At 55.3% G+C, this 12,465-nt stretch carries 13 protein-coding genes and 1 other RNA gene; 10 read left to right on the top strand and 4 right to left on the bottom strand.

Annotated elements, in window-relative coordinates; translation table 11 throughout:
* The first annotated feature begins 164 nt into the window (after positions 1-164).
* From fbaA to ACMYSO_RS09940, 4 genes are all read left to right on the top strand, one after another.
* The gene (fbaA, locus tag ACMYSO_RS09955; RefSeq protein ID WP_123756536.1) at positions 165-1,244 is read left to right on the top strand and encodes a class II fructose-bisphosphate aldolase; all 1,080 of its coding nucleotides are present in this window, start codon (positions 165-167) and stop codon (positions 1,242-1,244) included.
* A 186-nt stretch (positions 1,245-1,430) separates the two neighbouring features.
* Positions 1,431-2,288, top strand: a complete 858-nt coding sequence (mscS, locus tag ACMYSO_RS09950; protein WP_434670365.1) for a small-conductance mechanosensitive channel MscS — start codon at positions 1,431-1,433, stop codon at positions 2,286-2,288.
* Positions 2,289-2,499: 211 nt separating this feature from the next.
* A complete protein-coding gene (gene argO / locus ACMYSO_RS09945; RefSeq protein ID WP_434670364.1) occupies positions 2,500-3,135 on the top strand; it encodes an arginine exporter ArgO in 636 nt (211 codons plus the stop codon).
* Between the two features lie 92 nt (positions 3,136-3,227).
* Positions 3,228-3,986: an oxidative stress defense protein gene (locus tag ACMYSO_RS09940; protein WP_434670363.1), complete on the top strand. Its 759-nt coding sequence runs from the start codon at positions 3,228-3,230 to the stop codon at positions 3,984-3,986.
* A 52-nt stretch (positions 3,987-4,038) separates the two neighbouring features.
* On the opposite strand, the gene argP is transcribed toward ACMYSO_RS09940, so the two are convergent.
* Positions 4,039-4,932, bottom strand: a complete 894-nt coding sequence (argP, locus tag ACMYSO_RS09935) for a DNA-binding transcriptional regulator ArgP (protein ID WP_434583140.1) — start codon at positions 4,930-4,932, stop codon at positions 4,039-4,041.
* Between the two features lie 167 nt (positions 4,933-5,099).
* Here argP and rpiA point away from each other — a divergent pair, with 167 nt between their 5' ends.
* From rpiA to ACMYSO_RS09920, 3 genes are all read left to right on the top strand, one after another.
* Complete coding sequence (rpiA, locus tag ACMYSO_RS09930; protein ID WP_123756541.1) at positions 5,100-5,759, top strand: ribose-5-phosphate isomerase RpiA; 660 nt, start codon at positions 5,100-5,102, stop codon at positions 5,757-5,759.
* Positions 5,760-6,028: 269 nt separating this feature from the next.
* On the top strand, positions 6,029-7,261 hold the full coding sequence (gene serA / locus ACMYSO_RS09925; RefSeq protein ID WP_434670362.1) for a phosphoglycerate dehydrogenase: 1,233 nt from the start codon (positions 6,029-6,031) through the stop codon (positions 7,259-7,261).
* Between the two features lie 41 nt (positions 7,262-7,302).
* Positions 7,303-7,914, top strand: a complete 612-nt coding sequence (locus ACMYSO_RS09920; protein WP_434583141.1) for a DUF2238 domain-containing protein — start codon at positions 7,303-7,305, stop codon at positions 7,912-7,914.
* A gap of 1 nt (position 7,915) precedes the next feature.
* On the opposite strand, the gene ACMYSO_RS09915 is transcribed toward ACMYSO_RS09920, so the two are convergent.
* The 3 genes from ACMYSO_RS09915 to zapA form a co-directional block, all read right to left on the bottom strand.
* Entirely contained in the window at positions 7,916-8,515 is a 600-nt protein-coding gene (locus ACMYSO_RS09915) for a 5-formyltetrahydrofolate cyclo-ligase (RefSeq protein WP_434670361.1), read from the bottom strand.
* 127 nt (positions 8,516-8,642) lie between these two features.
* Positions 8,643-8,826, bottom strand: a non-coding RNA gene (gene ssrS / locus ACMYSO_RS09910) — 6S RNA.
* A 41-nt stretch (positions 8,827-8,867) separates the two neighbouring features.
* A complete protein-coding gene (gene zapA, locus ACMYSO_RS09905; RefSeq protein WP_041147162.1) occupies positions 8,868-9,197 on the bottom strand; it encodes a cell division protein ZapA in 330 nt (109 codons plus the stop codon).
* A 164-nt stretch (positions 9,198-9,361) separates the two neighbouring features.
* Here zapA and ACMYSO_RS09900 point away from each other — a divergent pair, with 164 nt between their 5' ends.
* The 3 genes from ACMYSO_RS09900 to ubiH are packed head-to-tail and all read left to right on the top strand — an operon-like array spanning position 9,362 to position 12,455.
* Positions 9,362-9,940: a YecA family protein gene (locus ACMYSO_RS09900; RefSeq protein ID WP_434583143.1), complete on the top strand. Its 579-nt coding sequence runs from the start codon at positions 9,362-9,364 to the stop codon at positions 9,938-9,940.
* Positions 9,941-9,963: 23 nt separating this feature from the next.
* Positions 9,964-11,280: a Xaa-Pro aminopeptidase gene (gene pepP / locus ACMYSO_RS09895; RefSeq protein WP_434670359.1), complete on the top strand. Its 1,317-nt coding sequence runs from the start codon at positions 9,964-9,966 to the stop codon at positions 11,278-11,280.
* Positions 11,277-12,455, top strand: a complete 1,179-nt coding sequence (gene ubiH / locus ACMYSO_RS09890; RefSeq protein WP_434670357.1) for a 2-octaprenyl-6-methoxyphenyl hydroxylase — start codon at positions 11,277-11,279, stop codon at positions 12,453-12,455. Before pepP ends, ubiH begins: the two co-directional genes overlap by 4 nt.
* Positions 12,456-12,465: the final 10 nt, after the last annotated feature.

Raw genomic sequence — 12,465 nt, 5'->3', positions numbered from 1 at the left:
TACAAATAAAATTCAATTTGTTGCTCTAAATCGTTAGTGTTGCCGGAAGCGGGCAACAACGCGCACGTCGGGGACGGACGTCACCGGGGAACGCGAGGTCAGCCTGAGGACTGCCACACGAATGATGGCGAGCATAAACGGCCGAAGATACAGGACTACGTAACATGTCTAAAATTTTTGATTTCGTAAAACCTGGCGTGATCACTGGTGATGACGTTCAGAAAGTGTTCCAGGTAGCTAAAGAAAACAACTTTGCTCTGCCAGCGGTTAACTGTGTGGGTACTGACTCCATCAACGCCGTTCTGGAAGCAGCTGCAAAAGCTAAATCTCCGGTTATCGTTCAGTTCTCTAACGGCGGCGCTGCGTTCATCGCAGGTAAAGGCGTGAAAACTGACGTTCCGCAGGGCGCTGCAATCCTGGGTGCTATCTCTGGCGCACATCACGTTCACCAGATGGCTGAACATTACGGCGTGCCGGTTATTCTGCATACCGACCACTGTGCGAAGAAACTGCTGCCGTGGATCGACGGCCTGCTGGACGCGGGTGAAAAACACTACGCTGCTACCGGCAAACCGCTGTTCTCTTCTCATATGATCGACCTGTCTGAAGAGACTCTGCACGAAAACATCGAAATCTGCTCTAAATATCTGGCGCGCATGGCCAAAATGGACATGACTCTGGAAATCGAACTGGGTTGCACCGGTGGCGAAGAAGACGGCGTGGACAACAGCCACATGGACGCTTCTGCACTGTACACTCAGCCGGAAGACGTTGATTACGCGTACACTGAACTGAGCAAAATCAGCCCGCGTTTCACCATCGCTGCTTCCTTCGGTAACGTACACGGCGTGTACAAGCCGGGTAACGTAGTTCTGACCCCGACTATCCTGCGCGATTCTCAGGAATATGTTTCTAAGAAACATAACCTGCCGCACAACAGCCTGAACTTCGTCTTCCACGGCGGTTCCGGTTCTTCTGCTCAGGAAATCAAAGATTCCGTCAGCTACGGCGTTATCAAAATGAACATCGATACCGATACCCAATGGGCAACCTGGGACGGTATCCTGCAGTACTACAAAACTAACGAAGCTTACCTGCAGGGCCAGCTGGGCAACCCGAAAGGCGAAGACCAGCCGAACAAGAAATACTACGATCCGCGCGTCTGGCTGCGCGCTGCACAGGCGTCCATGGTGACTCGTCTGGAGCAGGCCTTTAAAGAACTGAACGCGATCGACGTTCTGTAAGAACATTCTGTTTCTTGCCCAAAAGCCCGCACTGTTGCGGGCTTTTTTACGTCTGAACCCAGTGCTTGGTCGCGGAAAATTGTGATCAACTTGGCAAAATATGCCCTTATTGTTTACCCTTAGTTAACCTGATGACTGCAGGTTTGGTTATTTATTTCCCCTATGGGTATTCATAAGGAATGTTAAATGGAAGATTTGAACGTTGGCGATAGCCTACACAACGCCAGCTCGTGGCTGGTGAGCAATCAGGAACTGCTGCTGAGCTATGCCGTCAATATCGTCGCTGCCATCGCGATTATCATTGTCGGGATGATCGTCGCGCGGGTGGTATCGAACACGGTTAACCGCCTGATGCTGGCGCGTAAGATTGATGCGACCGTTGCCGATTTTCTGTCTGCGCTCGTGCGCTATGCCGTTATCGCCTTTACCTTGATCGCCGCACTGGGCCGCGTCGGCGTGCAGACGGCGTCGGTGATCGCCGTCCTCGGTGCCGCTGGTTTGGCCGTGGGTCTGGCGCTGCAAGGCTCCTTGTCTAACCTTGCTGCTGGCGTACTGCTGGTGATGTTCCGTCCGTTCCGCGCCGGTGAATATGTCGATCTCGGTGGCGTGGCCGGTACCGTACTGAACGTGCAGATTTTCTCAACAACCATGCGCACTGCCGATGGCAAAATTGTGGTGATCCCGAACGGCAAAATTATCGCCGGCAATATCATTAACTTTTCCCGCGAGCCGGTGCGCCGCAACGAATTCATCATCGGCGTATCCTACGATGCTGACATTGATAAGGTGAAGCAGCTGCTCACCAATATCATTGAATCGGAAGATCGCATCCTTAAGGATCGTGAAATGACCGTGCGCCTGAATGAACTGGGGGCATCCTCAGTGAACTATGTAGTGCGTGTCTGGAGCAAGAGCAGCGACCTGCAAAGCGTTTACTGGGACGTGCTGGAGCGTATTAAGCGTGATTTTGACGCGAATGGCATCAGCTTCCCGTACCCGCAAATGGATGTCCATGTCGTTCGTCCGCAGGAGCAGGCAGAGTAATTCGCCGCCGATATGACTGGCCTGCTCATCTGTGATCGGTTCGCTTGATCGAATAAAGGCAGGCGTAAAAAGGGTTCATGTTATTCATGAGCCCTTTTTTATTAACATCATCATTAGTTATATTTATTAATGATTAAAATTATCAATTTCCGCTAATGATTTTTACGCGTTATATTCCCCTGCATTAACGACCTAATCGGAAAAGAACACCATGTTATCGTATTACTTTCAGGGGCTTGTCCTGGGGGCAGCTATGATTTTGCCGCTTGGCCCGCAAAACGCCTTTGTGATGAATCAGGGCATTCGTCGGCAGTATCATGTGATGATTGCGCTGTTGTGCGCGCTCAGCGATCTGCTGCTGATTTGTGCCGGTATTTTTGGCGGCAGCGCATTGCTGATGCAGTCGCCGTGGCTGTTGGCGCTGGTGACCTGGGGCGGTGTGGCGTTTCTGTTGTGGTACGGTTTCGGCGCATTGAAAACGGCGATGAGCAACAATCTGGAACTGGCCAGCGCGGAAGTGATGAAGCAGGGGCGCTGGAAAATTATTGTCACCATGCTGGCGGTGACGTGGCTGAATCCGCACGTCTATCTCGACACCTTTGTGGTGCTGGGGAGCCTGGGCGGGCAGCTTGCCGTGGAGCCGAAACGTTGGTTTGCCTTAGGGACGATTAGCGCCTCCTTTATCTGGTTCTTAAGCCTGGCGCTGTTGGCGGCCTGGCTGGCGCCACGCTTACGTACCGCGCGTGCGCAGAGAATCATCAATGTGCTGGTGGGTGTCGTGATGTGGTTTATCGCCTTTCAGCTGGCAAAAGAGGGGCTTGTGCATCTCCAGGCGTTAGTGAACTAAGTGTTGTCCGATGGACTTTCGTCGCGTACGCGTTAAGCTTGCAGACATGCGCCCGTAAATGGGCGACTCATGTGTAAGATGGAGAAACGACAGTGAAGTTAAAACTCATGGCCCTGGCGGCAGCAATCGGATTCAGCGCAATGGCAGTGCAGGCAAATGAATTGCCGAATGGACCGCACATTGTCACTTCAGGCACCGCCAGCGTGGCGGCGGTTCCGGATATCGCCACTCTGGCGATCGAAGTTAACGTCGCAGCGAAAGACGCGGCCTCGGCGAAGAAACAGGCCGACGATCGCGTGGCGCAGTATCTCTCTTTCCTGGAAAAGAACGGCATCGCTAAAAAAGATATTAACTCTGCGAATTTGCGCACCCAGCCGGATTACGACTACCAGAACGGCAAAAGTATTCTGAAAGGCTACCGTGCGGTGCGCAGCGTTGAAGTGACGTTGCGTCAGTTGGACAAGCTGAACGGGCTGCTGGATGGCGCACTGAAAGCGGGGCTGAATGAAGTTCGCTCCGTCTCTTTAGGCGTTGCGCAACCGGATGCTTACAAAGATAAAGCCCGTAAAGCAGCGATTGATGACGCCGTACATCAGGCGCAAGAGCTGGCATCAGGCTTCCACAGCAAGCTGGGGCCAATCTATAGCGTTCGCTATCATGTCTCGAACTATCAGCCGAGCCCGATGGTGCGCATGATGAAGGCTGCTGATGCGGCGCCGGTCTCCGCCCAGGAAACCTATGAGCAGGCGACGATTCAGTTTGACGATCAGGTTGATGTGGTGTTTGAACTGCAGCCGGCTCAGGCCGCAGCGCCAGCTGCTCCGGCGAAGACGCCTGAAGCCGCACAGTAATCCATAAATTAAAAAGCCACTTCTCTGAAGTGGCTTTTTTTATGCGCGCCGTTTAGTCCTGACGCAATACCTTGTGGCCGTAATCGATTAGTGCATCGGTCACCCGACGCATCATCCGGCTCTCCGGCGCAAAACGGTGCCAGTAGAGCATTCGACGCTGAAACAGTCCCGGCGTTAAATCGATCAGCTCGCCGCTGTTAAGCTCTTTTTCAATCTGCAGATGCGGGATCATACAGCAGGTAGTGCCCTGGCGGGCGAGTTGTACAAAAGCTTCTGACGAGTTGACGATATGGCAAGGGACGCTGCCCGGCGGCAAATCGAAGTTCTGTTGCAGAAATGCCTGATGCATATCATCCAGATGATCGAAGGCGACAACCGGCGCTTTCAGCAGCGCTGAGCGGGTGACGCCATTCGGGAAATAGCGTTGCGCAAACTGTTTTGACGCGACAAACAGGTAGTCCAGCGCGCCCAGTTGATCCACCAGGCAGCTTGGCAGCGCCTGTGGCTGAATACTCACCGCGCCGACCACTTCGCCGCGTCGTAGCCGCTCCTGGGTGCGGGTTTCATCCTCGACCTGCAGGTTGAGGCGAATAGGGGAATCGGAAAGGACACTCGACAGCGCCGGCAGCAGCCAGGTTGCCAGGCTGTCGGCGTTAACGGCCAACGACAGCAGCAGCGGCGTTGAACCGGTCTGCTCATCGCCCAGCCACTCTTCTTCCAGCAGCTCAACCTGGCGCAGCAGGGCCAGCAATTTTTGACCCTGCTCGGTGGGACGCGGCGGTACCGTACGGACCAGCAGCGGCTGCCCGAACATATTTTCCAGCTGTTTTATACGCTGAGAGACGGCGGACTGTGTAATGCATAGCTTCTGCGCGGCGCGCTCAAACCCACGTTCTCTAATCACCGCATCCAGCGCTTGTAGTGTTCTGTAGTCCGGTCGTTTCATTGCTCAGGCGTACCCCCATAACTTTTCGTTAACTTGCACTATGACATAAATTTGTTTTTGATGAAGACGAAAAATGGTCTGCTCAGTTGTGTGAGCCTGTCACAGGGACAATGCCCCCCGTGGTGTTCTATAATGCGCCACAGGTATTCACATCTCGGACCATAATCATGACGCAAGATGAACTGAAAAAAGCAGTAGGCTGGGCGGCATTGCAATATGTACAACCGGGCACCATCGTGGGTGTCGGTACGGGCTCCACGGCGGCACATTTTATTGATGCGCTGGGCACCATGAAAGGGCAGATTGAAGGTGCGGTATCCAGCTCTGATGCCTCTACTGAAAAACTGAAAAGCCTTGGTATTCCGGTTTTCGATCTCAACAGCGTGGACCGTCTGGGGATTTACGTCGACGGCGCCGATGAGATTAACGGCCATATGCAGATGATTAAGGGCGGTGGCGCGGCGTTAACCCGCGAGAAGATTATCGCTTCGGTGGCAGACAAATTTATCTGTATTGCAGACGCCTCCAAGCAGGTGGATATTCTGGGGACCTTCCCGCTGCCGGTTGAAGTGATTCCGATGGCGCGCAGCGCCGTCGCGCGTGAGCTGGTGAAGCTGGGCGGTCGTCCGGAGTACCGTCAGGGTGTGATCACGGATAACGGTAACGTCATTCTGGATGTGTTCGGCCTGGAAATCCTTGACGCTATCGCCCTGGAAAACGCCATTAACGGTATTCCAGGCGTCGTTACCGTCGGGCTGTTCGCCAACCGTGGGGCTGATGTGGCGCTGATCGGTACCGCCGATGGTGTGAAAACCATCGTAAAATAATATTATTGAGGGGGTGAATCCGCTCCCTCGCAAATATTTTTTCTCCTGGCTGAATTTGGTGACTTCTGTCACATTTATGCAACCGGCCTCAGTAACAATCTACCTTTCCTTCTCTTTCTGGTGTTTTGTCCTGTCATTTCCCTCTGTGTGATATTTCTTCAGGTCGCCTACGCAAACGTTCATATTGCCGCGATAGTTTTTTTTGATATGTTGCTGGGAAGAACTTTCGTTCAGCACGACATCAGATAAGACAAATACAGGACGGGGAAATGGCTAAGGTATCACTGGAAAAAGACAAGATTAAGTTTCTGCTGGTTGAAGGCGTACACCAAAAAGCGGTGGAAAACCTTCGTGCAGCAGGCTACACCAATATCGAATTTCACAAAGGCGCGCTGGACAGCGAAGAGCTGAAAGCGTCGATCCGTGATGCCCATTTCATCGGCCTGCGTTCCCGTACTCATCTGACTGAAGAGATCTTCGCCGCAGCGGAAAAACTGGTGGCGGTCGGCTGTTTCTGTATCGGCACCAACCAGGTTGACCTGAACGCGGCAGCAAAACGCGGGATCCCGGTATTCAACGCGCCGTTCTCAAACACCCGTTCCGTTGCGGAGCTGGTGATTGGCGAACTGCTGCTGATGCTACGCGGTGTACCGGAAGCCAATGCCAAAGCCCACCGTGGCGTGTGGAACAAGCTGGCTGTTGGCAGCTTCGAAGCGCGTGGTAAAAAACTGGGGATTATTGGTTACGGCCATATCGGTACCCAACTGGGTATTCTGGCTGAGTCGCTGGGGATGCACGTCTATTTCTATGATATTGAAAGCAAACTGCCGCTGGGTAACGCCACTCAGGTACAGCATCTCTCTGACCTGCTGAACATGAGCGATGTAGTGAGCCTGCATGTGCCGGAAAATGCCTCCACCAAAAATATGATGGGCGCGGAAGAACTGGCGCTGATGAAACCAGGTGCGCTGCTGATTAACGCTTCACGCGGCACCGTGGTAGATATCCCGGCACTGTGCGATGCGCTGTCACGTAAGCACCTGGCTGGCGCGGCGATTGATGTATTCCCGACTGAACCGGCAACCAACAGCGATCCGTTTACCTCCCCACTGTGCGAGTTTGATAACGTGATCCTGACGCCGCACATTGGCGGCTCGACGCAGGAAGCGCAGGAGAACATCGGCCTGGAAGTGGCGGGCAAGCTGGCGAAGTATTCTGACAACGGTTCGACACTCTCTGCGGTCAACTTCCCAGAGGTTTCTCTGCCGTTGCACGGCGGTCGTCGTTTGCTGCACATTCACGAAAACCGTCCAGGCGTGCTGACCGCAATTAACCAGATCTTTGCAGCTCAAAGCATCAACATCGCGGCACAGTATCTGCAAACCACACCGCAGATGGGCTATGTGGTTATCGACATTGAAGCGGAAGAAGATGTGGCGCAACACGCGCTGCAGGCGATGAAGGCCATTCCGGGCACCATCCGCGCGCGTCTGCTGTTCTGATTAACCTTTGAAAAGGATCCCTGCGGGGATCCCTTTAATTTATGCATACTTCTCAGTTGAATGTGGGCGCCTTTCTCCTGCTGCTGATCCTGGCATGGACGGGGTTCGGCACACACGACAGTCTGACCTGGCTGATGGAAGTCACGCCGGTGATTATCATCGTGCCGTTACTGCTGGCGACGCGATCGCGTTACCCTCTCACGCCGCTCCTGTATACGCTTATCTTCTTTCACGCCATTATTTTGATGGTGGGTGGGATGTACACCTATGCAAAAGTGCCGATTGGTTTTGATGTGCAGGCGTGGCTGAATTTGAGCCGCAACCCGTACGATAAGCTAGGCCACTTTTTCCAGGGGCTGGTACCGGCGCTGGCGGCGCGGGAGATTTTGATCCGTGGCGGCTATGTACGCGGGCGCAAGATGCTGTCGTTCCTGGTGTGTTGTATCGCGCTGGCGATCAGCGCCACCTATGAGTTGATTGAATGGTGGGCGGCACTGGCGATGGGGCAGGGGGCGGATGATTTTCTCGGCACCCAGGGCGACCCGTGGGACACCCAGTCAGATATGTTCTGTGCGTTGTTGGGGGCGCTGACAACCGTCTTCTTGCTGCACGGCTGGCATGACCGTCAGCTGAAAAAGCCCGGTAACCTATAGTTTACGGCCACTGCCACAGCGTTGAGGGGGTAATCACTGCCGGTAGCGGAATATCCCAGTGCGCTGTTGGCAGTGCGTCTACCTGCTGGCAATCGTGGGCGTAGCCAACGGGGTGCAGATGATACGCCTGCCAGTTCTGTAATGTGCGGTCGTAGAAGCCGCCTCCCATTCCTAACCGCTGTCCGGCAGTGTCAAAGGCAACCAGCGGAACCATCAGCACGTCGAGCTGGCTTAGCGGCAGGACGTCGCGCACATCAAGTTTAGGCTCGTCGATTTTCAGCCGGTTTCTGACCAGCTCGCTGTGCGGGTGATAGTGCAAAAACAGCAGGTTTCCCGGACTAAAAGGGTGGAGCACCGGAAGATAGACTCGTTTGCCGGTGCGCCACAACTGGTCGATCAGCGGACGGGTATCCAGCTCGCCATCAAAGGATAAGAACAGCGCCACGTTTTGCGCCAGAACCACGGGCGGGTAGGACATCATGCGCTCGGCGCCCTGCAGGGCAAACTGGGCCTGTTGTTCGGGCGTCAACGCGCGGCGACGCTGGCGAATTTGTTGACGGATCTGCTGTCGGGTTGCTTGCGTGTCGGAAAGTTGGGTCATGTTAAGCCACCTGCGTTGGCACGAGCGCAGTATGCGCGAATGGCCAGGGATGCGTGTTGGCGTAGTGTAATACACAAGGTGATAAAAACCGAAGGTGACGCAACAAGGGGAACGAACAGAAAAGAAGGGAATCTCCGAGATGCCGCCGCAGGCTGTAACCCTTGAACCCTTGGTTCAAGGTGAATGCGTCGTCACAGTTTTAAGGCTTCTCGGACGGACCGAGCATGCTCACCAACCGTGGAGCGCCACATTCTTGTGGTATGAAATATCGGCTCAGGGGACTGGCCCGCTTGCAAACATCTCAGAGAAATTTTGTTCTGGTACTTACTCTAACACAGTTAATTGCAAAGTGTTATTCAAACTTGGGCCCGGTTCTTTCGCTTATGCGACCTTGCTCAAGCAACGCTTGTTCGATGGTCTGCTGAAGCATCCGAATACGCTGTTCCATACTGGAGGCGTAATCGCGGGTTTTCGCTTTTTCCTGAGTCAACTCATAGCTGATGTTCAACGCGGCGATGAAGACCAGCTGCTCAGTATTTGTGACTCTAGTGCGTTCTTTTAAATCTTGCAACCGCTGATTCAGGTCATCAGCTGCCTGACTCAAAGCATCCCTTTGTTCAGGCGGGCAATTCACACGAAGTGAACGGCCAAAAATTTGGAGATCGACGGGTTGTGCAGACATGCCACCTTCCTGCTGATTGACTGCGCGGCCTTCACGCCCGTGCCGGGCTGCGAAGGGGCGACACTATAGCTACCCTGGTGCGAAGGTACAAGCCCCATTCTGGTTCACCAGGGTCCAAAGTGGTAGCATACCATGAATATTCCTCCCAATGATGACGAATGCGCATGTCTATACAGAACGAAATGCCTGGCTACCGCGCGGTAGACCAGTTACTGAACCAACAGGGTGTGGGCTTAACCCCTGCCGAAATGCACGGTTTGATCAGCGGGATCCTGTGCGGCGGCAACAAAGACAGCAGCTGGCAGCCGCTGGTGCACGATCTGACCAACGAAGGCCTGGCCTTTGGTCACGAACTGGCCGAGTCTCTGCGTAGCATGCACTCGCAGACCAGCGATTCTCTGGAAGATGACGGCTTCTTATTCCAGCTTTATCTGCCGGAAGGCGATGACGTGAGCGTGTTTGAACGCGCGGATGCGCTGGCCGGTTGGGTTAACCACTTCCTGCTGGGTCTTGGCGTAACGCAACCAAAACTGGATAAAGTCAAAGACGAAGCCGGAGAGGCCATCGACGACCTGCGCAATATTGCGCAACTCGGTTACGATGAAGACGAAGACCAGGAAGAGCTGGAAATGTCGCTGGAAGAGATTATTGAGTACGTGCGCGTCGCCGCGCTGCTGTGCCACGAAACCTTCTCGCGCCAGCAGCCAACCGCACCGGAAGTTCGCAAGCCAACATTACACTAACAATAATTTGTTGAGGGGGCGTCATGACACAGCAGGAATTTCTTTCTCGTCGCCAGGCTCTGTTGGCGCAGATGCAGCCAGGCAGCGCGGCGCTGATTTTTGCCGCACCGGAAGCGGTACGTAGCGCAGATTCAGAATATCCCTACCGGCAGAACAGCGATTTTTGGTACTTCACGGGATTTAATGAGCCGGAAGCCCTGCTGGTGTTGATTAAAAGCGACGACACCCACAACCATAGCGTGCTGTTTAACCGCGTCCGCGATTTAACCGCCGAGATCTGGTTCGGTCGCCGTCTTGGGCAGGATGCGGCACCGGCGAAGCTGGGTGTCGATCGCGCCCTCGCATTTAGCGAAATTAATCAGCAGTTGTTCCAGTTGCTCAACGGCCTTGACGCTATCTACTTTGCGCAGGGCGAATACGACTACGCAGACAAAATCGTCTTCAACGCGCTCGATAAACTGCGCAAAGGCTCGCGCCAGAATCTGCAGGCACCGGGCGCGGTGGTTGACTGGCGGCCGATGGTGCATGAAATGCGCCTGTTTAAATCAACGGAAGAGCTGGAGGTTATGCGTCGTGCCGGTGAGATATCCGCGCTGGCCCATACCCGCGCGATGCAGCAGTGCCGCCCGGGGATGTTTGAATACCAGCTGGAAGGGGAAATTCTGCATGAATTTACCCGCCACGGTGCACGCTTCCCGTCCTACAACACCATCGTTGGCGGGGGCGAAAACGGCTGTATTCTTCACTACACCGAAAACGAATCCGAGCTGCGCGATGGTGATCTGGTTCTGATTGACGCCGGCTGCGAATATCGTGGCTATGCCGGGGACATCACCCGTACGTTCCCGGTGAATGGCAAATTCAGCCCGGCACAGCGCGAGATTTACGATATCGTCCTCGAATCGCTCGACACGGCACTGACGCTTTTCCGTCCCGGCACCTCGATTCAACAGGTGAACCAGCAGGTGGTGCGCATCATGATCAGCGGCCTGGTGCGCCTCGGGATCCTGAAAGGCGAAGTGGACGAGCTGATGGCGAACAACGCCCATCGACCTTACTTCATGCATGGCCTGAGCCATTGGCTGGGGCTGGATGTCCATGATGTGGGTTTCTACGATGTTGAACGTTCGCGTCTTCTTGAGCCGGGTATGGTGCTGACCGTTGAGCCGGGTCTCTACATTGCCGCCGATGCTGATGTCCCGCCGCAGTACCGCGGCATTGGGGTGCGCATTGAAGACGATATCGTGATTACCGCTGACGGTAACGAAAACCTGACCGCAGGCGTGGTGAAAAACGCCGATGATATCGAGGCGCTGATGGCGGCGGCCCGGCAGTCATGAGCGTACTGATCGTTGGCGGTGGGATGACCGGCGCGACGCTGGCGCTGGCGATTTCTCGCCTGACCAGAGGGAATCTTGCGGTTCATCTGGTGGAGGCCGCACAGCCGGATTCGTCGCAACACCCTGGCTTTGACGCCCGCGCCATTGCGCTGGCGGCCGGCACCTGTCAGCAACTGGCACGCGTTGGTATCTGGCAGGGGATTGCCAATTGCGCGACGCCGATTCAGCGAGTCCACGTCAGCGATCGTGGGCATGCGGGCTTCGTCACGCTTGATGCGCAGGATTACAACCTGGCCGCGCTGGGTCAGGTTGTCGAGCTCCACGATATTGGCCAGCGCCTGTTTGCGCAACTGCGCGACGCTCCGGGGATCATACTGCACTGTCCGGCGAAAGTTGAAGGCGTCAGCCGATGGGAGGATGGCGTTAGTATCACGCTGGACAGCGGTCAGACGATTACCGGTCAACTGCTGGTGGCTGCCGACGGCTCGCGTTCCACACTGGGTGCACGCTGCGGCATGAGCTGGCAGCAACAGCCCTATGAACAACTGGCGGTGATTGCTAACGTCAGTACCGCCTTGCCCCATGAAGGGCGGGCGTTTGAACGCTTTACCGAGCATGGCCCTCTGGCGATGCTCCCTATGTCGCAGGGCCGCTGTTCACTGGTATGGTGTCACCCACAATCACAGCGTGATGCGGTGCTGAGCTGGTCCGACGCGGAGTTTTGCGAACGGCTGCAGCAGGCATTCGGCTGGCGGTTGGGACGCATCACCCATGTCGGAACGCGTAGCGTGTATCCCCTGGCGCTGACCACCGCGACACACCCGGTTGCGCATCGTCTGGCGCTGGTCGGCAACGCGGCGCAGACCTTGCACCCAATTGCCGGTCAGGGTTTTAACCTGGGCCTGCGGGATGTCATGAGTCTGGCGGAACTGCTGGCGCAGGCCAGCACGAACGGCCAGGATCCTGGTCAGTATTCGCTACTGTGCGATTACCAGGCGCGGCGGGCGGATGACAAAGCCGCCACGATCGGTGTGACCGATGGTCTGGTGCATTTGTTTGCTAATCGTTGGGCGCCGCTGGTGGCGGGGCGCAACGCGGGTCTGATGGCCATGGAATTATTTACCCCGGCGCGTGATGCGCTGGCGCAGCGTACCCTCGGTTGGGTTCCCCGTTAAGGAGTTGAAC

The sequence above is a fragment of the Klebsiella sp. B345 genome, from assembly GCF_051131735.1.
Taxonomy (GTDB): domain Bacteria; phylum Pseudomonadota; class Gammaproteobacteria; order Enterobacterales; family Enterobacteriaceae; genus Klebsiella.
Note: the sequence above shows the minus strand (reverse complement) of the source record. Positions and strands in the feature narration are given on the sequence as shown.

Bases quoted from the DNA above. Each gene is read 5' to 3' on its own strand.
- ubiH (WP_434670357.1), top strand. From the start codon at position 11,277: ATGAGCGTACTGATCGTTGGCGGTGGGATGACCGGCGCGACGCTGGCG.
- pepP (WP_434670359.1), top strand. From the start codon at position 9,964: ATGACACAGCAGGAATTTCTTTCTCGTCGCCAGGCTCTGTTGGCGCAG.
- argP (WP_434583140.1), bottom strand. From the start codon at position 4,932: ATGAAACGACCGGACTACAGAACACTACAAGCGCTGGATGCGGTGATT.
- argO (WP_434670364.1), top strand. From the start codon at position 2,500: ATGTTATCGTATTACTTTCAGGGGCTTGTCCTGGGGGCAGCTATGATT.
- zapA (WP_041147162.1), bottom strand. From the start codon at position 9,197: ATGTCTGCACAACCCGTCGATCTCCAAATTTTTGGCCGTTCACTTCGT.
- rpiA (WP_123756541.1), top strand. From the start codon at position 5,100: ATGACGCAAGATGAACTGAAAAAAGCAGTAGGCTGGGCGGCATTGCAA.
- mscS (WP_434670365.1), top strand. From the start codon at position 1,431: ATGGAAGATTTGAACGTTGGCGATAGCCTACACAACGCCAGCTCGTGG.
- ACMYSO_RS09900 (WP_434583143.1), top strand. From the start codon at position 9,362: ATGTCTATACAGAACGAAATGCCTGGCTACCGCGCGGTAGACCAGTTA.
- serA (WP_434670362.1), top strand. From the start codon at position 6,029: ATGGCTAAGGTATCACTGGAAAAAGACAAGATTAAGTTTCTGCTGGTT.
- ACMYSO_RS09920 (WP_434583141.1), top strand. From the start codon at position 7,303: ATGCATACTTCTCAGTTGAATGTGGGCGCCTTTCTCCTGCTGCTGATC.
- ACMYSO_RS09915 (WP_434670361.1), bottom strand. From the start codon at position 8,515: ATGACCCAACTTTCCGACACGCAAGCAACCCGACAGCAGATCCGTCAA.
- fbaA (WP_123756536.1), top strand. From the start codon at position 165: ATGTCTAAAATTTTTGATTTCGTAAAACCTGGCGTGATCACTGGTGAT.